Genomic DNA, 23,162 nt, shown 5'->3' with positions numbered 1-23,162 from the left:
AGGCAAATACCTAGCCTACTTTCAGAGATACATGAAAAGATGCCCCTATTAGGCATCTTTTTTAGTTTTAGTCAGTAATAAAGCTTCAATTAAAGAAATATACCCCGTCAAATTATTACTTGACCACATACGTCTTACGCTGGCATCTTGCTTAGCAACATGCGCCGCGAACCTTTTAAAAGCGCCGTCGTCAAAATTTCCATAACACTTTTTAGTGATTGACTGCAGTTTACCTTTTCCTTTTAAACACTCAATAAAAATCGAGGCATAGTTATTAACCAGTGGTGAAATAATTTCAATCGTCTCAGGTTCTAATGCCTGACAATTTTTAATTATTTGTAATCGATTTTTAACAAAATCTTCGTGTCGCTTGGCAATTATTGCCATAGAGTCTATATAAAACTTATTTTCTTTCTGACTACTACTGAGCTCTTTTTTCACACTAAATAATTCGCGTTGCAGACCTTCTGCTCGAAAATAAAAATAAATACTCAAAGCTACAAAAATAGCAGCAATGGACAATACAAAAATCATATTAAGCCTATTAAAATAAAAAGTAATATTGACTACGCTTTAGTGGTTTCACTTAAACGCGATAAAAATATGTAAGGGTCAATATCTTGTGCTGTGGGTGAGCCATAGGCGTAGCCAATTTTAAGTGAATAATCACCTAAATTAGCGAAGAATCTCAGTTTAATTGCATTAGCTAAACTATTTAACTTAATCGCTATTTCAGCTTGAGTTTGGTGAGGACCTATCAGTAAATATTCACCATCGTTAATCGTACCCGCTTCATCAAATTCACCTTTTGACTCATTAAGTAAGGTCGCTAATGTTTTTGAAACTTCGAGCATAATTTTATCATTAAAGTGAAAGGTAAGCTCTTGCCAGTTAACAACTGATAAGTAGCCAATCGCTAAGGGATAGTCGTATTTCCTCGCCATTTTATAATTCAGTTGATAATTTCTTTTCGTTTGGGAGGGCGTTACCAAATAAGATAATGGCTGTTCCTCTTCATCGTATACTTGATTTAAGCGCAACGTTCTTTGTCTTAACCCAAAAAAAACCAACGTAATGACTAATAAAATAACGATCACAATCAATAAATATATAACTTCTTTTTGCGCGATAAATTTTGCACTGAATTGAGTTTGTAGCTTACTCTGTTCAGCGAGATTCAGGATTAAATTTCGACTTTTATCATTTGCACTTAACATTTGACTGGAGTCAATAATTAAAGAGGGTTCAGCCTTTTTCTGAAACTGTTGAAGTAATTCAAGATAATTTTTATGGGCCATTAACGCATTTTTATAATCACCGTTTTGCTGATACATATGACTTAATAAAAGTAATAATTTAGCCTGCTTTTTTGATAGCTTTATGTGTTTAGCAGTTAATTCAGCTAATTGAAGGTAATGTTGGTATACAGCTTTATTGTTTAATAGACTTGAGGTCTCTGCTAATAGAATTAACGAGGTTAAATAAGGCTTATTTAAGCTCTTTTCATTAAATGTAGCACTGGCTGATAATAGCCAATTATGTGAGTCACTAAATTCTCCCTGCTTTAATAACACCTCTGCCAATCCTAATTCAGCATAGGCAGCACTAATTGGAGCATTTTTATTTTTGCCGTGTTTTTGTGCTTCCCAAAAAGCATTGTAAGCATCATCAAATAAATTTAACTGAAAATAAGCACGGCCTAAGTGTAAATAAGTTTGGTCAATATTAGCCAGTTTGTCTAAATCAAATTTTAACGTTAATAGCTTATTTTGCATGGTTAGCGATGTTTGATAATCGCCTAAATAATAATATGCCGTTGCTAAAATTTCTAAAAGACAAAGGTGATCCTCATACTGAGGATTTACCGAAATCAGCACCTTAACTTGATTAAGATCATTCATCGATAAATCGTTTTTATTTTGCAACGCATAGGTAACAGCTCGATAACTCAAAGCAATTAAACGATATTTTAGCACTTGTGGAGAATCTGCCATTAAAATAACATTGGTTGCCATATTTTGAGTTTGTTCATACTTCTCTTGTAAATAATAGCCATCTGCAACTTTCAGCAATAAATTAAACTTTATGGCTGGTTCAAGTCCTTGCAGAGAAATTCCATCTTGCGCAAAATGAAATGCTTCGCTATTTTCACCCTTATTATTGGCAACATCAGCAAGAAGGATGAAGGTTTTTCCACGAATTTGGACGGTATAATTTTCTTGAGATCCCAAAATTTTTTTTGAAAGTGTAATGATCTCTTCGTAGGGAAGGTTTTCAGCGTCTTGTAAAAAATAGCGCTCAACATCTTTAATGTTTTGCTCAACGTTTAAAGCATCATTGGCAAAACAAAATAAAGGAGCTATAAAAAAACAAAGGATCAACAACAGTTTACAGGGCATTATTAACTAAAATCCTTTATCTAATGATCAGTAGAGTGATCAGCCATAACCTATAAATTTATCTATTACTTATAGGTTTTCGTTACGGTTCAACAAATTATTCATAATAAAGGTTTACAAGCATAGTTCAACGCTTATAATGAATTTAGAGTTTCTAAAACTCGAAAAGGGCAAATCTAGTGAAAGCTAGAGACGCAAAGTTACCGGTCTAAGGGGAAACCTAGGATAGCGGAACTGCCAAGTATAGATATAGTGGGGGCTTGTCTTTATTTTGAACAGTTTGCTTTCGGTATACTTTGCGGTCCTTCCCTTATTTTTAATTATTTTCTGTCATATATTACCTTCATTTAAAATACTATATAACTAAATATATGTTTTTTATAGACAAAAAATATATGTGGTACTTTACTTGTTTATACTAGAAAATGGTCTATTGATATTATTAATTGGGTGTGCAAATTGAGATGGAACAATGAAATATCATGATTCCATAAAACAAGCTGAACTAAAAATGAACATGGCCGTAAAACAATTACAGCGGTGGTTTTTACCTGTCAGCCCAATTAATTATTCAGTTAGCTACGAATATATTAATAAAAAAAACATTCTTCTTAATACTGCCATTGAAAATAAACTTGCCACGGGTAAAAAGCTTGATGATTTTTTCATTGAAGAAAACTATCGCCAATTCATTTTAGGCCAAAGTAAATTCAGAGATGAACTCATTGACGACCTAGATGACGTTGTCACCCATGTTGAAAAAAACAGCCAAAAATCATCGCAGAGTATTAATAAACTGATTACCACGCTAGACGGCAATATTTCTGATCTACAATCTGCCGATAAAGAAAAAATAGTCGTTGCGGTAAATAGCATTCGCCAGGCATCTAAAGCCTTTAAACTACACCAACAAAAATTTGCTGAACATATTTCTTTTACCCGTAAAAAGACCCAGGCGTTAAAAGTTGAATTAAAAGAAGTACGTGAAGAAATTTACATGGATCCACTTACCGGTCTTTATAATCGTAAAGCTATGTCTAAGCATTTAGATTTATGGCTAACAGAAGATCCAAGTCGGCAAGTTGCCGCAATTGTCGTCTGTGTTGATCAAATTTCAGAAGTTAATCTGCAATTCGGTCATTTAATTAGTGATGTTCTCTTATCAAAAATAGCCAGTAAAGTGAGTAGTTATGTTGATGGCAGCGGTCTACCAATACGTTCAGGTGGCGATGAATTTTTAATTCTGTTACCTGATATTGACAAAGAAAGTGCTCGAGAAATTGCCAGTAAAATAACACATGGCGTTGAAAAGCTGCGCTTTGTTAGTAGTAAGTCTGGTATTAGATTACCTCAAATGACATTGTCTACTGGTGTAGACACCTTTAATATTGCTGAAAATGCCAGCAGTATCTTAAAAAAATCACGCCTGTTACTACCCGATTTATACAAAAAAAATAATACATTAAGTTCTTAATCGCTCAACAAGATACTTTTTGCTTGATGACATTTTTCTCTCGCTGATATTTTCACTTCAATAAATAATATCAGTGATAGTATGCCCAACTTTACTCAATATAATCGGTAATAATCTTAATATACTCGGTGGTAAATCAAAGAAGATTACATTGCGAGTGCTTAGCTAAAAATAGTCGACGACAGCCTCCTTGTTTTCTCATATACTGAATGCAGTGTAAAATTCCTAACGACTAAGAGAGAAATAATTTATGAAAAAAATTACTTTAGCTGTTGCTGCTACTTTAATGATGGCGTCTCCTGTTTTTGCTGGTGATGCTGCTGCTGGTAAAGCAAAAACTGGTATGTGTGCTGCTTGTCATGGTGCTGCTGGTATCTCTGCGGTACCTATGTACCCAAACCTTGCTGGTCAAAAAGAAGCTTATCTTGCTAAACAGTTGAAAGACTTTAAAGCGGGTAAACGTAAAGATCCTGTTATGGGACCTATGGCTATGGGTTTAAGTGATGAAGATATCGCAAATATTTCGGCTTATTACGCTAGTTTAAAATAAACTCAGTAATTATTGTTGAACCTGGTTCATCAAAAATAAAATTAAAAAACGCTCAATTGAGCGTTTTTTGTTTTAAGCATTATGCTGTTGAATAACTTGCAAAAAGTCATGTCCATAACGGGCAAGTTTTGTATCACCAATACCATTAATATTTAGCATTTGCTGTGATGTTTTTGGCTTTATACGCGCAAGCTCTGACAACGTTGCATCATTGAAAACAATGAATGGCGCAATATCCTCTGCATCTGCAATCGTTTTACGCAAACTTCTTAATTTAACAAATAAGACACGGTCATAACGTTTATCGGTTTTATCTTGTTGCCAATAACTCGCTTTTTGCAACCTTGGTGAAGCTAACATTAAGGGTTCATCCCCTTTCAACACCGAGCGCGATGCTTGTGTTAAAAATAACGCAGATTGTTGAGAAATATCTTGCTGTAAAAATCCCAAATGAATCAATTGTCTAATAATAGCAAACCAATATCCCGGAGTTTTACTTTTACCGATAGCGAAAGTGGACACTTTTTCATGCTGCAGTTGCCTAACTTTTTCAGTTAACTCCCCTCTGAGCACTTGCACAACATGTTCAATATCACCTTGTTGCTGGATACGAAACACACAAGATAAGACTTTTTGTGCCGCTTCAGTAGCGTCAAATTGAGTGGGTGGATCTAAACAAATATCACAGTTACCACATTTTTTAGTGGTAAATTCTGCAAAATAATTAAGTACAACTTGTCGACGGCAGGTTTGAGCTTCAATAAAGCCTTTTAACGCTTGAAAACGCTGTTGTTCAACGTTCACCCTTTCTTCATTATCACCATCAGCTATATACTTGGTAATGCGTTCTACATCTTTTTCATCATACAAAAATAACGCTTCTGCCGCTAAACCGTCTCGGCCAGCACGGCCAATCTCTTGATAATATGACTCGAGTGTTCTTGGAGGTTCAAAATGAATCACAAAGCGGATATTTGATTTATTGATGCCCAATCCAAAAGCTACGGTGGCAATAACCACTTGAATATTATCTTTGGCAAAACCATCTTGGACAATATTGCGCATCTCTGTTTCCATGCCAGCATGATAGGCAGAACAATTTATACCCGCACTTGCTAACATTTTAGATAATTTCTCAACTTGCCAGCGGCTACTACAGTAAACAATGCCGCAATCATCACCACGCTTTTTAATGTAGCGTAACACCTGGTGATCGCCCTTATATTTATCCGCTAAGGTAAAACGAATATTAGGCCGGTCAAAGCTATCAAGATGAATATAAGGATCAGTCAATGCGAGTTGAAGAAGAATATCTCTTCGGGTTGTAACATCGGCAGTTGCTGTTAACGCCATAACCGGTACCGATGGAAATCGTTGTTTAATTGTATGAAGTTGTGTGTATGCCGGCCGAAAATCATGTCCCCATTGTGAAATACAATGTGCTTCGTCAATAGCAAATAAACTTATCTGTATGCTTGCCAAGCGTTGCATAAAATAATAATTTTTTAAACGCTCTGGAGCTATGTATAACAACTTAAGCTCACTACGAGATAAGCGCTCAAAAATATCATTGATTGTTTCTTGATCTAAACTCGAATTAACAAAAGCCGCTGAAATACCTTGTCGAGTCAAACCATCAACTTGATCTTTCATTAAAGCTATTAAGGGTGAAACAACGATGGTTATTCCTGGTAATAATACGGCAGGCAGTTGATAACACATCGATTTACCACCACCCGTTGGCATAAGTACTAAACTGTCTCGACCTTGAAATAATTGCTGAATAATTTCTAATTGTCCGCTTCGAAAAGTTTGATAACCAAAATGATGCTTTAACGCATCTTCAAGCTGAGCTTGTGAGACTGTGGGGGGAGCTTTTAGCAACGGAGTAAACTTTATTAAACGACAATTATTGTTATTTTACCCCAGCCACAAAAAAAGTCGAGAGCACTATTTTAGTATTTATTGAATGCTTAGAAAGATAAGTGCTAAGCTACAATGAAGACATTAGACCAGTTAGAAGAATCTGCTGGTTAAATTGGAAGGATTATGACAAATAATTTAGATGAAAAACAAATGATTGAGCAACTTACTCATTTTTGGTCACACAGCCTTCCCTTTAATAAATTACTGGGCCTAACCGTTAGTAAATTTGATTGTAATACCTCTGAAGTACGTTTTTTATGGCAAGATAAGTTAATGGGCAACCCATTACAGAAAACGCTACATGGTGGTGTCACTGCATCAGCCCTTGATTTTGCTGGTGGTGTTGTCGTGGCAGCGAATATGATTGAACAACTTGAGCACAAAACACCAACAACAATTCAACAAAGTTTGAGCTGCCTAGGAACGATAGATCTGCGTACCGATTATTTACGACCAGGTCGTGGTGAGGAGTTTATCGCTACAGCTCATATTATTCGTAGTGGCAATAAAGTCGCGGTTGCTCGCATGGAATTACATAACGAAAAAGGTGACCACATTGCTTTTGGCACCGGTACTTATCTAGTTGGTTAATATTCACCCGTTAATTTTTAAAGTGCTGGCTTTGTGTTCATACGATAGCTAGATTCAGGTCTATTTAAAAACGTACAACAGATATTCATTGTAAATGAGTAGTTATTAGCTAATTAAAGTGAATAACGTTAGCAAAAGTATTATCAATATACAGCCGACAGTTTGCGGTTATCGAACAAGTAAAGCGCTGAAATTAAAATCATTGTGTTATAATTCGGCTCTTTATTTTTGCTGCTAAAGTTTACTGAAAATCATGACTGTAACTGATAACAAAGACCGTAATGGCGTAATTAACGCGATTAGTGCTTATCTGCTTTGGGGTTTAGCGCCCATCTATTTCAAATTAATTTCTTCTATCAGCCCTGATGAAATTATGGTTCATCGTATTATTTGGTCGAGCCTACTGTTATTTCTAATCGTTATCATCAGTAAAAGATTTCGGGTATTAATCGATACACTCAAACAACCTAGGTTATTGGCTAAACTTGCCTTATCCGCTACTTTTCTATTAGTAAATTGGTTTTTATTCATCTGGGCGATAAATAATGATCATCTACTAGACGCGAGTTTAGGTTATTTTATCAATCCTTTATTTAGTGTCGCACTCGGTGTTATTTTTTTAGGTGAGCGTTTGCGAAAAATGCAGAAGTTTGCCGTTGCGCTGGCATTATGTGGCGTGTTAATTCAACTGGTTGCATTAGGTTCATTACCGGTAATTTCATTAGCACTTGCTGGAACGTTTGGTATTTATGGCTTGTTACGTAAAAAAATGCACCTTGATTCTTTTGTTGGTTTATTAATTGAATCAAGCATGATGCTACCGCTCGCGATTGTTTATTGGTTGTTATTTGTTAATACTAATACCGCTAACATGTTTGAAAACAGCTCAAATTTAAACCTGCTATTGATCGCTGCAGGCGTAGTTACTACAGCGCCACTGTTATGTTTTACTGCTGCGGCAAAGAGATTAACATTATCAACGCTAGGTTTTTTTCAATACATTGGACCCAGTATTATGTTTTTTTTAGCAACCTTCTATTATCAAGAAACATTGCAACCTGCTAAATTAGTCACCTTTGCTGCGATTTGGTTAGCTTTAGTTATTTATAGCCTTGACTCACTAAAAGCCAGAAATGAAAAACGTAAATTAGCATTGAATGAAGGATTAAGCCGTTAATTGTATTACCGGGATTATATCTAAGGTTGGTTAAGTACTGGCCTTAAGCTTTTTTGCCAGAGTAAGCTGAACACTAGAAACTTGTGCTAGTTTACTTTCAAGCTTTATTGGCAGGGTGATCTGAAAACTAGACCCTAGTGCTAGTTTACTTTCAATCTTGATCTTATCTTGTAGTTTTTAACTGTTAGCAATGCTGTAGAGACTATTTAAAAAGACGATGTCATTTAGTTAAGTTAAGTATTGGCTTTAAGCTTTATTGGCAGGGTGATCTGCAAACTAGACCCTAGGGCTAGTTTACTTTTAATTTTGATATTGCCTTGTAGTTTTTGACATATAATATTATAAACAATATTCATTCCTAAGCCAGTACCGCCAGAATTTCTTTTGGTGGTGAAGAAAGGTTCAAAAATATTATCTAGCACATGTTGAGTCATGCCATGGCCATCATCTTTAAAGACGATAACAACATGACCGTCTTGGGTTTTCGTTAAGTTGATAGCAATATTGCCCTGTGCTTTATTTTCAAAAGCGTGCTTTAACGCATTCGTGACTAAATTTGTTAGCACCTGCGCTAACGCTCCTGGAATGGTGGTTATTTTCAATTCACTTTCACCGCTATATTGATAACTCACCCTAAAGCGCTTCATTTCTGCCGATAACGTAGACATGACCTCTTCAATATAACTGACTAAATCAATTTCTCGCTCTTCTCCCACCATTTGATCGGCTGCGACTTGCTTGAAGTTATTCAACAACTCAATAACACGCTCTAAAGCGTTAGTATTCAAGTTAGAAGCCTTCTCCATACCACTAAAGTAATGTTGCATTGCCGTGCGGGTTAAGTTGCCTGTTTCAAAGTTTTTACGAATCTTGAGAGTACTTTCTAAAGCTGTACTTGTTGATGTTACTGCAATACCAAGCGGGGTATTAATTTCATGGGCAACCCCTGCAGTTAAGGTGCCTAACGACGCCATTTTTTCAGATTGAATTAATTGTTTTTGCATCTTTTGTAAATTTTCGAGCGTACGAGTTAATGTTCGTGTTGTCTGCCTATTTTTAACAAAAAGTACGACTACCAATCCTGAAATCACTACTAACAGGGTAAGAAAGGACGCCATTACAATCAAATAAAGTCGCTGTTTATCAATGCGTTCTTCGCGATTATCTAACTCTTCATTTTTTTTATTTAATTGCATGCCTTGAAAACTTATTTGTTGCTGTTGCCGTTGCAAAATATCTTTATTAGTCAATATTTTTTCAGCCATAGCCCTATTTTCTTGTTCTTTATTGACAACCGAGCTTTGCTGGTTCTCTAAGTTTGTTTTTGCTACTTTTAACTGGGTTGCTACTTGCTGTAATTGCAGCTCTTTGGTTTTTATCGAGCGTTGCTGTTGTTCAGTATCTATTTTTAGGATATTTAGCTCTTGCTGACGCTTACCCGCCATTTTTTCTTGCTGTGTTAAATTCTTATTTAAGGTATTAAGCTTTTCTTTTGCTGAGGATATTTGATTTTCTTGATCGGTTAACTTTTGGTTCAACCTTGCTTCACGCGCCCTAATGACTTGTAATGCCAACTCTGTTTCTCTATACAAGGTAGCCACCTGAAGTTCAGTCCCACCTGACAATAATAATTCAGCAGACATCACCAAACCCTCAAAGACAATATTTGATTTATTCACTTCAAAATCTATCGCAGAATTTTCAACATCGTTAACTAGGTTGATCATCACATTATGCTTATCAATACTGTTATCAGTAATCAAAAGTGTGCTGCTACTGCGAAGAATGGCAGCAATATCGGCTATTTCAGTATTGGTATTGGCCGCAGTAAAAAACAAGTCAGTTTGTTTACCCGCTTCGATATTTTTTATGACAATAACTTTGATTGGCTTGTTTCTAATGACACGCTTAGCCAAAGTTTTATTAAGCAAGGCAGCAAAGATATCATCACCATAAACACCAACAACAAATTGCTGTTTGTTATTTTCATTTTGCCAGCTAACATGTTTAATAAAATTGTAAATATAAGCGGCTTTAACTTGCTCACTATCAATTTGCTGTGCAAAAATTGAGTTTGAGGTGCTAATAAAAAAACAAAACAACATCAGCAAATGTTTGCTCATGAGCATTATTTTTTTCTTCATTTAGTGCACCCTGTTGTTAAAATAGTTTAACCACTTTACTTTTTTTTATAAAAAAAAGCACCTTTAAGTTAATTCAAGCTCGGCATAACTTTAACATCTACATTTTAACTAAAGCGTTAATCATCGACGCCAAAAAGACTCAATTGATTGCGGCCATTTTCTTTAGCATTATAAAGCGCACTTTCCGCTTGATTCAGTTGTTTAGCAAACGTCTCTGTACTATTACAAACCAAGCCTATACTGATGTTAAAGGCAATATGGTGCTCTTCAAAAGTTAGCTGAGAAACAGAAATGTCTCGACGAAGATCGTCTAATTTAGTGTAAAGTTGATCCTCATCAGTACCGTACATTAAGACGGCAAACTCTTCACCACCTAAGCGGGCCAACAAACCTGATCCTAGATGTTTACGCATATATAATGCCAGTACTTTTAAGACATGATCGCCAGCATCATTTCCGTAGTTATCATTGATTTTTTTGAAAAAATCAATGTCGAGCATAGCAACACAATAAGGCATGTCTCTTTTAATATATTGCGGTACCAGTTGTTCTGCTTTAGAGAAAAAAGCCCGTCTGTTAGGTAAGTCTGTTAAATAGTCTACGTTTGCTGCTTTTTGGATTTGTTCAATATTGTTTAAATTCTCAATATTTTGGGTAATTCGACAATAAAACTCTTCTGGGCAAAAAGGTTTACGTAAAAAGTCATCAGCACCATTTTTAATAAAGCGTGCCGAATGCATACCGTTGTCTGCTCCAGATATACCAATAATAGCGAGTTGATCACGACTATAGATTTTACGGATTTCATTGGTTAATTCGATACCGTCCATGATGGGCATTTCCAGATCGGTGATCACCAATTTAATGTCTTTGTGCTGCTTTAAGCGTTCTAGCGCTTGCACACCGTCATTGGCTAAATAAACATTAAAGTTGCGGCGCTTTAAGAGCTGAGAAACATAGTTTCGTGCCGCTAAAGAGTCATCAACAACAAGAATACCTGTGCTGCTGTTAGTTATTTGCCAATGTAAAATACGTTTTAAATAAAGGAAAGCTTGGCTATTCTCTTTAGGGATATAATCAACAACAGGCTGAGCAAGTATTTGCTGTCGAGTCGTTTCATCCATTTTACCTGTCATAACGACACTTGGTATACCATGGGAGAGCACACAAGCTATTGCTTCGCCATTGGGAGCATCTGGTAAGGCATAATCTATAGTGGCAGCAAAAAAGTCATTTTTGCCCTGTAAAATTTCTTCTACTTCAGCAAGTGTGGTAGCAATAGTTACCTGATAATTTAATGCCTCGCCAATTTGCTTAATAACACGAGCAATAGGCTTACTGTCTTCTACTACGAGTAACTGCATTGACATATAATTTCATACCTTATTTTTATAATGGCATCACATGAAAGAACCAATGATTTTTATGTGATATTAAACGTTGGCTTGTAAGTTAGCATAGGCGACCACCAGCCATTTACTACCTACACCAGCAAAATTAACTTGAATACGGCTTTGAGCTCCAGAACCTTCATAATTTAAGACAACGCCTTCGCCAAATTTAGCATGAACGACTGACTGTCCTAAACTAAAGCCGCTGTTCTCAAACGTTTCCAGTGTAAAAGTCGAAGAAAACTTACCTTTAGTTGATGGACGAGTCACTTGGTTTTGTAATCTTATTTCTTCGGTACACTCAGGAGGTAATTCACGTAAAAAGCGACTGGCTTTATGGAATTTTTCTTGTCCATAAAGTCGACGGCTTTCTGCATGACACAAGTATAGCTTATTCATAGCACGTGTCATGCCGACGTAACATAAACGCCTTTCCTCTTCTAAACGTCCTATTTCTTCTACTGATTTTTGTGAGGGAAACATTCCCTCCTCTAAGCCGGCAATAAACACTAATGGAAACTCTAAACCTTTCGCAGAATGCATAGTCATTAACTGCACAGCGGGTTCATAATCATCGGCTTGTGACTCGCCAGCCTCAAGGGCAGCATGGGTTAAAAATGAGGTGAGTTTTGTTTGTTCTTCTATTAACTCTGGGTCCGCTTCGAAGGTCTGACAAGCGGTAACAAGCTCATTTAAGTTTTCTATTCTTGCCTCGGCACGTTCACCTTTTTCAGCTTGATACATGGCTTTTAAACCACTGTGTTGAATAACATAGTTGGCCTGTTGGTCGAGGTCAAGGTGGCTAGAGTCATCTTCGAGGGTGTCGATAATATTAATAAAATTTTGAATAACTTTCGCACTTCGTCCTTTCAATTCATCATTTTTTAGCATGAATTGACACGCTTGCCATAATGTCATTTCTAAACTGCGCGCAGCGTCACGTATTAACGACAGGCTAGTATTACCAACGCCACGTGTTGGGGTATTAATAATACGTTCAAAAGCCGCATCATCATCGCGATTATTTAATAAGCGTAAGTAAGCAAGTGCATCCTTAATTTCTAAACGTTCAAAGAAGCGTTGACCACCATAAATACGATAAGGTAAGCGACTCTGCAAGAGCGCTTCTTCGAGTAAACGAGATTGCGCATTACTGCGATATAAAATAGCGACATCATCTAAGCTGCCTTCTTTACGCCAATCCGTAATTCGACCCGCAATAAAGCGAGCTTCATCTATTTCGTTGAATGCCGTATAAATAGATATTTTTTCGCCCGCTTCATCTTCGGTCCATAACTTTTTACCTAAGCGGTTATTATTATTGGCGATAAGTTTATTAGCCGCATTAAGAATATTGGCTGTGGAGCGATAATTCTGCTCTAAACGGATAGTTTTTGTGTCGTCAAATTCATTGAGAAAACGCTGAATATTTTCAATTTTTGCGCCACGCCAGCCATAAATTGATTGGTCGTCATCACCAACAATCATCACCTTACTCGATGCATTACCCAGAATATTTAACCAGGCGTATTGAATGGCATTGGTGTCTTGAAATTCATCGACTAAAATATGTTTAAAGCGTTGCTGATAATGGGCAAGCAAAACGGGGTTATTCAACCAAAGTTCATGAGCACGCAATAATAACTCGGCAAAATCGACTAAACCGGCTCGATCACAAGCTTCTTGATATCCTTGATAAACTTTAACAAATGTTTGCTCAGTGGGATCATCGTAAACCTCTATGTGCTGTGGACGAATGCCTTCATCTTTTTTTCCATTGATATACCACTGCATCTGCTTGGGTGGCCAACGTTTTTCGTCAATACCTAACGAACGTACGATACGCTTCACTAAGCGCAGTTGATCGTCTGAATCAAGTACTTGAAAATTTTGTGGTAATTTAGCTTCTTGAAAATGCATACGAAGTAAGCGATGAGCTAAACCATGGAAAGTACCGACCCACATACCATGAACATTACCTTCAACTGTTTTTTCAACACGCACTCGCATTTCTGCTGCTGCTTTATTGGTAAAAGTAACGGCTAAAATACTATGAGAAGAGGCGTTTTCAACTTGCATTAACCAGGCAATACGCTGCACTAACACCCGAGTTTTACCACTTCCTGCGCCAGCTAATACCAACATATTTTGTAGTGGAGCGGCGACAACATCTCGTTGTTTTTCATTGAGTGACTCAAGTAGTTCAGAAACGTCCATAACGGAAAAATAACCTTAGAAAAGTAGAAAGTAAGTATAGATAAAATTATAACAAGTGACACAATTCGCTAATATCTGCTAGCTCAATATTAGGTAAAACAGTTAGTGGTTTACCAACATCATAGCAGGAAATCCATGCGGTTTGGCAGCCAGCATCGATAGCACCTAAAATATCAGAGCGACCACAATCACCAACATGTAATAGTTGTGACGGTTTTATTATTAATTTTTCGCAAGCTTCAACAAACATATCTGCTGCGGGCTTTTGCCGTAGTCGTTGATTTTTATTTAAAGCTGTTGTTGATAAATCCCCGGCATGAAATCGATAGCTAAAGTAAGCTGAAATACCTATTTTATCAGTATCAACATTGCCGTTACTGATGGCCACCAAGGGATATTTTTTTTGTAAGCTTTGCAATAATTGATGCACAGCTTCTGGCACCACAAAATCACTGCGTTGTTGAACAAAATAATCTAACGCTTTTTGTGCTTGGTCACTCGCAATGTCATCAGCTAAACCCAATGCTTTCATGCCTAGGGTGTAAGTGGCTAAACGTATATCACCCACATGGTGTATTAATTGTGGATTCGCGGCTATGGCTTGCTCGCGAAAAGGTGACCAAAACCGGTAATCAAAAAGAGTATTTTTTGTCGCATGAGTGGCGATGATCTGTAATGAGAAAAGTGCCGAAAAATAAGCAACCATTTTGGCATCTGTTGCCATCATTACCGGATAATTACTATACAGGGTATCATCAAGGTCAAAACTAATGGCTTGAAAGGGGGCTAAGCGACGATAAAATTTCATTGTCTGTGTTATTTATACAGTTGTTGAAAAAGTAATTTTGCCACCAGCTTTCTAAATTGACTAAGCAATAAAGTATCCATGCGTGGATCAAAGTGGTCGGCGTCGGCACTGCTTATTGCCATAAAACCAATGTCATCATTAATATGATTTAGCTTAATTAAGACCACAGAGCCTTCTTGATGTTGCGAAAAAATAAGTTCTTGCTCGCTTTTTTGTAAGCGCCCAAAATAATAATCATCTTTGGATAAACGATTATTCATCACCCCTGCACAATCGTTTTTAACGATGCTAGCATGGTCAACCTCAGTATGCTCTTTTAACCAGACTTTCAAACCCGATAATGACAATAATTCTGTGGTTGCTTGATACAAACAGTCAAGCAACTCAGGTGCGGAGCTGCAATCTAACAAGCGTAAATACAAGTCGCTATACAAAGCAAAAAGCTGTTCATTATGGTTAGCTATCGCCATAAGTTGAGTGATTTCTTCTTCTAGACCATGAATTTTTTGACGTTGCTGGCTTTGTTGTCTTTGCACTAACGAGACGGTGCCACGATTAACATCGGATAAACGTAGACTAGTGATCAGCTCAGGATTACGATTAAAAAATTCTGGGTTATCATGTAAGTAATCAACAATGAGATCATCCGTTAAACTTACTTCATCTAATTGCATTGGGGTTGAGTCGTTCAAATTAATTCTCTATATCTTGAATAGTTAAATAAGCTAACTTTATGCTGATTATAAATTTAATTGCCCGTCAAATACATGTACGGCTGGGCCAGTCATTTTGACTGAATTACCCGGTCCTTTCCAATAAACCTTTAAGTTACCGCCCGGTAATTCCACCGTAACATCTCGACCTAATTTATTTTGTATTTGGCCAATAACTACTGCTGCACAAGCACCACTACCACAGGCTAACGTTTCAGCTGAACCACGTTCATAAACACGAAGTTTAATATAGTCAGGGGCAACAATTTCCATAAAGCCAACATTCACTTGCTGGGGAAAGCGTTCGTGATGTGACAAGGCTTTACCTAACGTCTCAACAGGAGCCTCATCAACCGAGTCAACTGTCAGCACACAATGCGGATTACCTAAAGAAACCACGCCACACAATACGGTATCTTCATCACTGCGAAGAATGTAAGTACCTTCTACTTTTTGGGCAGTAAATGGAATTTGGCTTGGTTCAAACTTAGGTGTTGGCATATTCACTGAAACGTTACCATCGCGCTCAACAAATAAGGTCATCTTGCCTGACTGTGTCGACACCTTAATTTTATTTTTATTCGTTAAGCCTTTTAAACGCACAAATTTAGCAAAACAACGAGCACCATTGCCACACTGCCCAACTTCACTACCGTCGGCATTAAAGATGCGATAATGAAAATCTAAATCGGGATCGTACGGTGGCTCAACCACTAACACTTGATCAAAACCGACACCGAAATTACGATCGGATAACTGCTTTATTTGCTCATTAGACAAATAAACATTCTGGGTAACATTGTCTAGTACTAGGAAGTCATTACCTAAACCGTGCATTTTTGAAAAATTAACTAACATTTACTTCCCATATTCAATTTGATACTTATTTTGGTAACAAAGACTCGCCTTGCCATAATTGCTCAAGTGTTTCCCGAGCACGGATCAAATGATTTTCTTCACCATCGACCATAATTTCAGCCGCTTTTGGGCGACTATTATAATTTGAACTCATCGAAAAACCATAGGCACCCGAAGAGCGGATCGCTAAGAGATCACCGGCCACGATACTTAGTTCTCGAGCTTTACCCAGAAAATCACCCGTTTCACAAATAGGACCAACAATGTCGTAAGTTTTTTTACTGGTGAGTTCATTTTTTTCAACTTCGATAATCGCTTGCCATGCTTGATAAAGCGACGGACGAATTAAATCATTCATCGCGGCATCAACAATCGCAAAATGTCTATCTTGATTCGTTTTTAGTAATTCAACTTCGGTCACTAAAATTCCGGCATTAGCCATAATGGCACGACCGGGCTCATAAATCAGCGTAATATCACGATCAGCTAACTTATCCGCAATCGCTTTCGCGTATTCATTAGGATGAGGTGGCGTTTCGTCGTTATAACATACGCCTAAACCACCGCCAACATCGATATGCGATAAGGCAATATTTACCTCTGCGAGGCGGTCAACGAGTGCGAGTACTCGGTCAAGTGCGTCTAAAAAGGGTTGTACTTCAGTTAACTGCGAACCAATATGGCAATCAATGCCCTTTACCGCAATATTCGATAAACTATTGGCGTGTTGGTAAAGCTCAAAGGCATCATCAATGCTAATACCAAATTTATTTTCTTTTAAGCCTGTCGATATATAAGGATGCGTACCAGCATCTACATCAGGGTTTACTCTTAAAGAGACCGGTGCAGTCATTTTCATGCGCTCGGCTACCTGCTGAATACGCGTTAGCTCTGCTGCTGATTCAACATTGAAGCAGTAAATACCCTTTTCTAAGGCAAAAGCAATTTCATCTGACTTTTTGCCAACGCCCGAAAACACCACTTTGCGGGCATCACCGCCAGCTTGTAATACACGAGCAAGTTCGCCTTTTGAAACGATATCAAAACCACTACCTAAACGTGCCATCACATTGAGTACGGCAATGTTACTGTTGGCTTTCACCGCATAACACACTAAATGTGGTTTATCACCGGCCGCTTGGTCAAACGCATGCCAGTGGCGCTCAATAGTCGCTCGTGAATATATATATAACGGCGTACCATGTTGCTTAACAAGTTGAGTAACGGCACAATCTTCAGCATACAGAGAAGTGTTTTTGTAATTGAAAAAATCCACGATTAATTTTCCTGCGATTTTGGTGCTGGTGAGTTTTGTTTTGGCTGTGTATTAGCGTGTTCAGTTTGCTGCTGTACTTTTACTTGCACAGATTTTTGCGTTAGTGGACCTTTAATTCCACATCCACTTAAAAGCACTGATATAATAAAAAACGCTAAAATAATTGAATTTTGTTTACGCATACTTGATTTATTCGATTTTTTTCTCATGATAGACGTTTTATAATCTCATGACCAACAAATAGCTAGCAAAGATGAATAAATTTCATTGCGCTAGAAAAGGAAGCATTAATGAACGACAGCCAATACAATTTACTTGCCGATGAAATTATTCTTCAAATAGAAGAAGCCATTGAAGATTGTGGTACCGACATTGATTATGAGGGTGTGGGTGGCATGTTAACACTGACCTTTAAAAGTGGCAGCAAAGTCATCATTAATAAACAAGCACCCTTGCAGGAAATATGGGTAGCAACTAAATTTAATGGTCATCATTTTCAGTGTGAAGATGGCCAATGGACAGACAAACGTGGTGGTGGCGAACTTTGGCAATTCTTATCAAAAGCGATCAGTATTCAGGCCGACACCGAAATAACTATTAGCGCAGGATAATTTAATGAGCACAACAACCGTACGCATTGCCACACGTAAAAGTGCACTCGCTTTATGGCAAGCCGAATATGTAAAAGCACAATTAGAGCATTTCCACGCTGGCATTATTGTTGAACTTGTTCCCATGACCACCAAAGGCGATATTATTTTAGATACACCTTTAGCTAAAGTCGGTGGTAAAGGTTTATTTGTTAAAGAACTCGAAGTTGCCATGTTAGAAGACCGTGCTGACATCGCGGTTCATTCAATGAAAGATGTCCCCGTAGAATTTCCTGAAGGGCTAGGCTTAGAAGTAATTTGTCCTCGTGAAGACCCTCGTGATGCCTTCGTCTCCAACACCATTAACAGTTTAGCCGAACTGCCACAGGGTGCTGTTGTTGGTACCTCAAGTTTACGTCGTCAATGCCAAATTAAAGCCATGCGCCCAGATTTAGACATTCGTGATTTGCGCGGTAACGTAAATACCCGTTTAAAAAAATTAGATAATGGCGAATATGATGCCATTATACTTGCCGCAGCCGGATTAATACGTTTAGCGATGCCTGAGCGAATTCAAGAGTTTATTGAACCTGAGGTCATGTTGCCAGCAAACGGACAAGGTGCTGTCGGAATTGAATGTAGAACGAACGATGAAACCCTTAAAGCTTTACTTGCGCCATTAGGTTGTGAAACTACCCGTATTCGAGTGTTAGCAGAACGAGCGATGAACCGGGCTTTAGAAGGTGGTTGCCAGGTCCCTATTGGGAGCTACGCTGTTATTCAAAACAATGGTCAAGTTTTTTTACGTGGTTTAGTGGGCGCAACTGACGGTAGTGAAATACTGACCAGTGAAATAACTGGTGATAGTAAAAATGCTGAACAACTAGGTAATACACTGGCTGAGCAACTCCTTGAAAAAGGCGCTGATAGAATATTGCGTCAGGTTTATGCACAACAGTAACACACACGTTTTAATCACACGTCCTGAAAAAGTAGGACGTGCTTTAGCGCAACAGTTAAAAAGTATCGGCATTGACAGTCACTGCCAACCGTTCTTTGACTATCAATCACTTGCTTGTAAAATCACCACTAAAAAGCTCATCAAACAATATCCGCAAGCCATTGTTATTTTTGTTAGTGTCGCTGCGGTTGAGTTTGCTCATTGCGCTGTTGATTTTTCTCAATGGCAACAAAAACGCATTATTGCTATCGGTAGCGCAACACTAAACGCTTTAAAAGCAAAAGGGCTTAGTGCTGTTTCCCCTGAACTTCATACCAGCGAAGGTTTATTAACACTTAATATACTTGATGAAAAAACAATCAGTGGCGAAACCATTATTATTGTTCGTGGTGACGGTGGTCGAGAGCATATTGCCCAGCAACTCACCTTGCGAGGCGCCAAAGTTCACTATTTAGAAAGCTATAAAAAAGTCTGGCTTCCCGTCACGCAAAAACAGGTTCAACAATGGCGAAATCAGCGAATAAATTGTATTGTCATAACCAGTAACGCTTTGCTAGAAAGCATAGTACACTTAATAAAGCATTCAGAGAGTTATTGGCAAACTACTTGTTTATGGATTGTCGCTAGTGAGCGCATTGCCGAACAAGCGAAACAACTAGGATTACTCAATATCATTAATGCTAACGGTGCTAATGATCAAGCCATGCTTAGTGCAATCACTTCATATGGAAAAAATAATGACTGATAAAAAGCTAAACGAGTCAAATACTTCAGAAACAAAAGCGACTGACGAAAAGTCAGAGCAAGGTTTTTCAACTTCTATTTCACTAGCGTCAGCGACAACAGCATCCTCGAGTGAAGAACAGAAGTCCCCTGAAAAAAATAAAGCCTCAGCTGTGGTTAACGAGAAAAAACCAGCCATTAAAACCTCGGAAAAAAAAGCTAAATCACCGGTGGCAAATGATACAAAGATGAATAAACAAAAATTATCTAAGACTGCTGTAGTTTCCTTAATCATAGCTTTAGCAGCAAGTGTTGGTGTCGGCGGTTTATATTACTGGGATATACAGCAACAAGCACAGAGCAAAGCAGAGTTTTTACAACAAACTCAGCAAATTTTAGCCACTAGTGAGCAAAAAACCCAACAAAGTTTGGCCAGTAGTGAGCAAAAAGTTAAGCAGTTATTTGCTCAGCAACAAACCATGTTTTCACAGCGCTTAAACCGTGAGATTGCAACAATAACAACAGACAGCCAAGTTAAAATCGCTCAACTTGAAAAGACTGTTGAACGATTATCACAAAATCAACCCAGTGATTGGTTATTACACGAAGCAGAGTACCTTATTCGTATTGCCACTCGCACGATGTGGCTAGAGCAAGATACAAGAGCTGCAATTGGCTTGTTACAAGATGCGGATATGCGTCTCAAAGAACTTAAAGATCCGCAGTTTTTACCTATTCGTCAATTAATTCGTCAAGACATCGCACAGTTAACATTAATACCTGTTGTAGACAACGAAGAAACCGTTATGACCTTAATGGCGATGAGTCATCAACTGGCAAACTTACCCTTGGCTATGGTTAAAATTCCAGATAATGACAACAAGAGCAGTGATTTCACATTATCTGAAAGCACCAATGATTGGCGAGAAAACCTCGCTAAAACATGGCAAAAAATTCTTGCAGATTTTATTACTGTCCGCAGAAGTAGTGGTAATGTAAAACCATTAATGTCGCCACAACATCAACAAAACCTTATTGAGAACCTTAGCTTAAAGCTACAATTAGCTCAGTGGGCAGTGACAGAGAAAAAACAGAAGATTTATAATCAAACCTTAAATGACATTCAACTATGGTTAACAGAATACTTTGATATGCAAAAAGTTGAAAATCAAAGCTTTTATCAAGCTATTCAAAAACTAAAAGGTAAGATAATCACTTATGATTACCCCAGTACGCTTTTATCGCTAAAAGCGATGAGTAAAGTGCTAGCAGAAACGCCTTTAAAACCAACACTTGAACAATTAACGCCTCAAGTAATGCCTGATAAATTACCCGAGGGCAAAGAAAAAGCCCTAAATGGCTCATCTCAAACACCACCTGAAGAAGTTGCACCACAAGAGTCAAAAGTGCAGCCTAACAGCACGAATGAGGCCTTATAATGAAAAAATTAATACTGTGGATATTAATATTTTTTGCTGCGGTTGCTATTAGCCCACTACTAATAAATGAAAAAGGTTATATCTTAATTGCGATGGGCGATTTAACCATAGAATCAACCGTAGTAATGGCATGTATTATGTTAACGCTATTATTTATCGCCTTAGGGTTATCGATGACACTTGTGCGTGGCAGTCTACGTTTGGGTTTTGGCGGCTGGAACAAAATTGCTTTTGCTAATCGCCGTCGAGGTTTAAGGGACTTTAATCGCGGCATTGCTGCTTTTATTCTTGAAGACAACCAACAAGCAGAGCATTTGTTTGCTAAAGCGGCTGAACCCTCAAGATTTACACATACGTCTTATCTATTGGCTGCTGCAGCATCGTCGAAACAATCGCTGCGATCAAACACTAATCACTACTTAGCTTTATTAGCACAAGAAGACAATAGCGTTAAAGGCTCTGGTTTAGAATCAGTACTCGTGACGATTAAGTTATTAATCTCTCAGGAAGACTTTGCACAGGCACGGAGTATTATTGATAAACATCACAAACAAATTGGTCATGATGCAAGGTTATTAAGCTTAGAGATCATCTTAAGCTTGCAAGAAAAACGTTTTGATTATGTAATAGAGCAACTTGTTTCAGCCCGTAAACAAAAAACCATTACGAATGAAAAAATAGCATTATGGGAAGCAAGCGCTTTCTATGGTGCTTTTAATGAAACAATACGCAAAGAAAATAACGATTCATTGGCACAGCGGTGGCACAAACTTACTCGAAAATTAAAACATAATGAAGTTATTCTCTGGGCTTATTGTCAAGTATTAGCCGAGCACAAGATCACTGAACCACTCAATAAAATATTATTACCCGTGATTAAAAAAGGCGCAGACGATACTTTTTTAAAGAATATTCGCCAGCTACCTATTTCGGCGACTGATGAATTAATCAGTGCCGTTCAAAAACAGTTACATAATGATCCTCACAGCGGAAAATGGTTAAGTTGTTTAGCTAATTTAGCCGCAAAATCTCAACAACTGCCGATGGCAGAAAAAGCCTTTAATAGCCTAATTAATTTAGCAGGTACACAATATGATGTTATTGATCTGCTGAATTTTTCTCAAGTATTAGAGCAGCAAGGCGAATATAAAAAAGCCAATCAAGTATTAAATAAAGCTTTAGGTCAAATTGGCAGCTTTAAGAATAATACCTTAGTTATAAATAACGGAAACGAACAAAAATGAATTTAACAGTCGACTTTAGAAAACCTGAAATTGCCGGTGCTTTTGATTGGCAATTATGCCAAGAAATCAATGTAAAAAACGAGCAAGGCGATATTATTGCTAAAGCTGAAATTGAGCTAATCACCCTCAATAAACACCGTGATGCTGTTGGCTCTTATACTTTATTAGCCAACGAAGATACTGACTGGGAAATTCCACTTAACCTTTATTTTAAAGGCCAAAACCTTGAACAAGGCTTATGTGAACAATTAAGCATTACTGCTGAGACCAAAAAAGCTAAAACACATATTTTACTTGAAGCGATCAGTGTTCTGCCACAATATCGTAAACAAGCGATTGGGCAATACCTGCTTAAAGAAATTGTTAAACATCATCAAAAGGCTCAATCTATTACGGTCTTAAGTATGCCAATGCATCTCTTTGTTGATGCCGATGAATGTGAGGATGAAGGTATTAAAGCTTATTATCAAGCGGCTGATTTGCAAACTGAAAAAGTGGCGATAGATGATCTCACTCACTTTTTTACTAAAAGTGGCTTCGTTGAGTTTACTGTTGACGAAAGTTTACTGGCTGAGCCTTTACCCTATCAAATATTTGTTGCTAGCCCACAAAGTATATTAAAAGACTCAATCTAAAAATATTTTCAGCTTAAGCACATTATATCAAAAGCAAATAAAAGAG

The 23,162-nt window shown here is 37.6% G+C and carries 21 protein-coding genes and 1 riboswitch; of the genes, 10 read left to right on the top strand and 11 right to left on the bottom strand.

Going from position 1 to position 23,162, the window contains the following annotated elements:
- Positions 1 to 48 precede the first annotated feature (48 nt).
- On the bottom strand, positions 49 to 534 hold the full coding sequence (locus tag H4J69_RS13835; protein ID WP_182230320.1) for a hypothetical protein: 486 nt from the start codon (positions 532 to 534) through the stop codon (positions 49 to 51).
- 32 nt (positions 535 to 566) lie between these two features.
- Positions 567 to 2,399 carry a hypothetical protein gene (locus H4J69_RS13830; RefSeq protein ID WP_182244642.1) on the bottom strand — a complete coding sequence of 611 codons (1,833 nt, stop codon included), beginning with the start codon at positions 2,397 to 2,399 and terminating at the stop codon, positions 567 to 569.
- A 159-nt stretch (positions 2,400 to 2,558) separates the two neighbouring features.
- Positions 2,559 to 2,641, top strand: a riboswitch (cyclic di-GMP riboswitch).
- A 230-nt stretch (positions 2,642 to 2,871) separates the two neighbouring features.
- Between H4J69_RS13830 and H4J69_RS13825 the strand changes: the two genes are divergently transcribed.
- Both H4J69_RS13825 and H4J69_RS13820 read left to right on the top strand, forming a co-directional pair.
- Positions 2,872 to 3,873 (top strand): GGDEF domain-containing protein, encoded by a 1,002-nt coding sequence (locus H4J69_RS13825; protein ID WP_182230318.1) that lies wholly within the window; start codon positions 2,872 to 2,874, stop codon positions 3,871 to 3,873.
- Between the two features lie 250 nt (positions 3,874 to 4,123).
- Complete coding sequence (locus H4J69_RS13820; RefSeq protein WP_182217124.1) at positions 4,124 to 4,423, top strand: cytochrome c; 300 nt, start codon at positions 4,124 to 4,126, stop codon at positions 4,421 to 4,423.
- A 72-nt stretch (positions 4,424 to 4,495) separates the two neighbouring features.
- On the opposite strand, the gene recQ is transcribed toward H4J69_RS13820, so the two are convergent.
- On the bottom strand, positions 4,496 to 6,307 hold the full coding sequence (gene recQ, locus H4J69_RS13815) for a DNA helicase RecQ (protein WP_182217126.1): 1,812 nt from the start codon (positions 6,305 to 6,307) through the stop codon (positions 4,496 to 4,498).
- Positions 6,308 to 6,472: 165 nt separating this feature from the next.
- Here recQ and H4J69_RS13810 point away from each other — a divergent pair, with 165 nt between their 5' ends.
- Both H4J69_RS13810 and rarD read left to right on the top strand, forming a co-directional pair.
- A complete protein-coding gene (locus H4J69_RS13810) occupies positions 6,473 to 6,940 on the top strand; it encodes a thioesterase family protein (RefSeq protein WP_182230316.1) in 468 nt (155 codons plus the stop codon).
- A gap of 253 nt (positions 6,941 to 7,193) precedes the next feature.
- Positions 7,194 to 8,117, top strand: coding sequence for an EamA family transporter RarD (rarD, locus tag H4J69_RS13805; protein WP_182217127.1), 924 nt, complete (start codon positions 7,194 to 7,196; stop codon positions 8,115 to 8,117).
- A gap of 233 nt (positions 8,118 to 8,350) precedes the next feature.
- Here rarD and H4J69_RS13800 read toward each other — a convergent pair whose 3' ends face one another.
- From H4J69_RS13800 to H4J69_RS13765, 8 genes are all read right to left on the bottom strand, one after another.
- Positions 8,351 to 10,261, bottom strand: coding sequence for a YfiR/HmsC family protein (locus H4J69_RS13800; protein WP_182244643.1), 1,911 nt, complete (start codon positions 10,259 to 10,261; stop codon positions 8,351 to 8,353).
- A gap of 116 nt (positions 10,262 to 10,377) precedes the next feature.
- A complete protein-coding gene (locus tag H4J69_RS13795) occupies positions 10,378 to 11,631 on the bottom strand; it encodes a diguanylate cyclase (RefSeq protein ID WP_182221374.1) in 1,254 nt (417 codons plus the stop codon).
- A 63-nt stretch (positions 11,632 to 11,694) separates the two neighbouring features.
- A complete protein-coding gene (gene uvrD / locus H4J69_RS13790; protein ID WP_182221375.1) occupies positions 11,695 to 13,869 on the bottom strand; it encodes a DNA helicase II in 2,175 nt (724 codons plus the stop codon).
- 46 nt (positions 13,870 to 13,915) lie between these two features.
- The gene (locus H4J69_RS13785) at positions 13,916 to 14,677 is read right to left on the bottom strand and encodes an HAD-IA family hydrolase (RefSeq protein WP_182221376.1); all 762 of its coding nucleotides are present in this window, start codon (positions 14,675 to 14,677) and stop codon (positions 13,916 to 13,918) included.
- A gap of 8 nt (positions 14,678 to 14,685) precedes the next feature.
- Positions 14,686 to 15,369: a DUF484 family protein gene (locus tag H4J69_RS13780; RefSeq protein WP_259364684.1), complete on the bottom strand. Its 684-nt coding sequence runs from the start codon at positions 15,367 to 15,369 to the stop codon at positions 14,686 to 14,688.
- Between the two features lie 48 nt (positions 15,370 to 15,417).
- The gene (dapF, locus tag H4J69_RS13775; protein WP_182221377.1) at positions 15,418 to 16,248 is read right to left on the bottom strand and encodes a diaminopimelate epimerase; all 831 of its coding nucleotides are present in this window, start codon (positions 16,246 to 16,248) and stop codon (positions 15,418 to 15,420) included.
- 25 nt (positions 16,249 to 16,273) lie between these two features.
- Complete coding sequence (lysA, locus tag H4J69_RS13770) at positions 16,274 to 17,524, bottom strand: diaminopimelate decarboxylase (RefSeq protein WP_182221378.1); 1,251 nt, start codon at positions 17,522 to 17,524, stop codon at positions 16,274 to 16,276.
- Positions 17,525 to 17,526: 2 nt separating this feature from the next.
- Positions 17,527 to 17,733 (bottom strand): LPS translocon maturation chaperone LptM, encoded by a 207-nt coding sequence (locus tag H4J69_RS13765; protein WP_070375356.1) that lies wholly within the window; start codon positions 17,731 to 17,733, stop codon positions 17,527 to 17,529.
- 81 nt (positions 17,734 to 17,814) lie between these two features.
- On the opposite strand from H4J69_RS13765, the gene cyaY reads away from it, so the two are divergent.
- Genes cyaY through H4J69_RS13735 form a run of 6 tightly spaced genes read left to right on the top strand, consistent with a single transcriptional unit; the run spans position 17,815 to position 23,116 of the window.
- Complete coding sequence (cyaY, locus tag H4J69_RS13760; protein ID WP_070375355.1) at positions 17,815 to 18,135, top strand: iron donor protein CyaY; 321 nt, start codon at positions 17,815 to 17,817, stop codon at positions 18,133 to 18,135.
- Between the two features lie 4 nt (positions 18,136 to 18,139).
- On the top strand, positions 18,140 to 19,075 hold the full coding sequence (gene hemC, locus H4J69_RS13755; RefSeq protein WP_182230314.1) for a hydroxymethylbilane synthase: 936 nt from the start codon (positions 18,140 to 18,142) through the stop codon (positions 19,073 to 19,075).
- Positions 19,062 to 19,820, top strand: coding sequence for a uroporphyrinogen-III synthase (locus H4J69_RS13750; protein ID WP_182221380.1), 759 nt, complete (start codon positions 19,062 to 19,064; stop codon positions 19,818 to 19,820). The genes hemC and H4J69_RS13750 overlap by 14 nt, the downstream gene beginning before the upstream one ends.
- Positions 19,813 to 21,237: a uroporphyrinogen-III C-methyltransferase gene (locus H4J69_RS13745; RefSeq protein ID WP_182230313.1), complete on the top strand. Its 1,425-nt coding sequence runs from the start codon at positions 19,813 to 19,815 to the stop codon at positions 21,235 to 21,237. Before H4J69_RS13750 ends, H4J69_RS13745 begins: the two co-directional genes overlap by 8 nt.
- Positions 21,237 to 22,481 carry a heme biosynthesis HemY N-terminal domain-containing protein gene (locus tag H4J69_RS13740; protein WP_182244644.1) on the top strand — a complete coding sequence of 415 codons (1,245 nt, stop codon included), beginning with the start codon at positions 21,237 to 21,239 and terminating at the stop codon, positions 22,479 to 22,481. Before H4J69_RS13745 ends, H4J69_RS13740 begins: the two co-directional genes overlap by 1 nt.
- Positions 22,478 to 23,116 carry a hypothetical protein gene (locus H4J69_RS13735; RefSeq protein WP_182230311.1) on the top strand — a complete coding sequence of 213 codons (639 nt, stop codon included), beginning with the start codon at positions 22,478 to 22,480 and terminating at the stop codon, positions 23,114 to 23,116. The genes H4J69_RS13740 and H4J69_RS13735 overlap by 4 nt, the downstream gene beginning before the upstream one ends.
- The last annotated feature ends 46 nt before the right edge of the window (positions 23,117 to 23,162 follow it).

Source organism: Colwellia sp. BRX10-9 (assembly GCF_014077405.1).
Classification (GTDB): Bacteria; Pseudomonadota; Gammaproteobacteria; order Enterobacterales; family Alteromonadaceae; genus Colwellia_A.
Note: the sequence above shows the minus strand (reverse complement) of the source record. Positions and strands in the feature narration are given on the sequence as shown.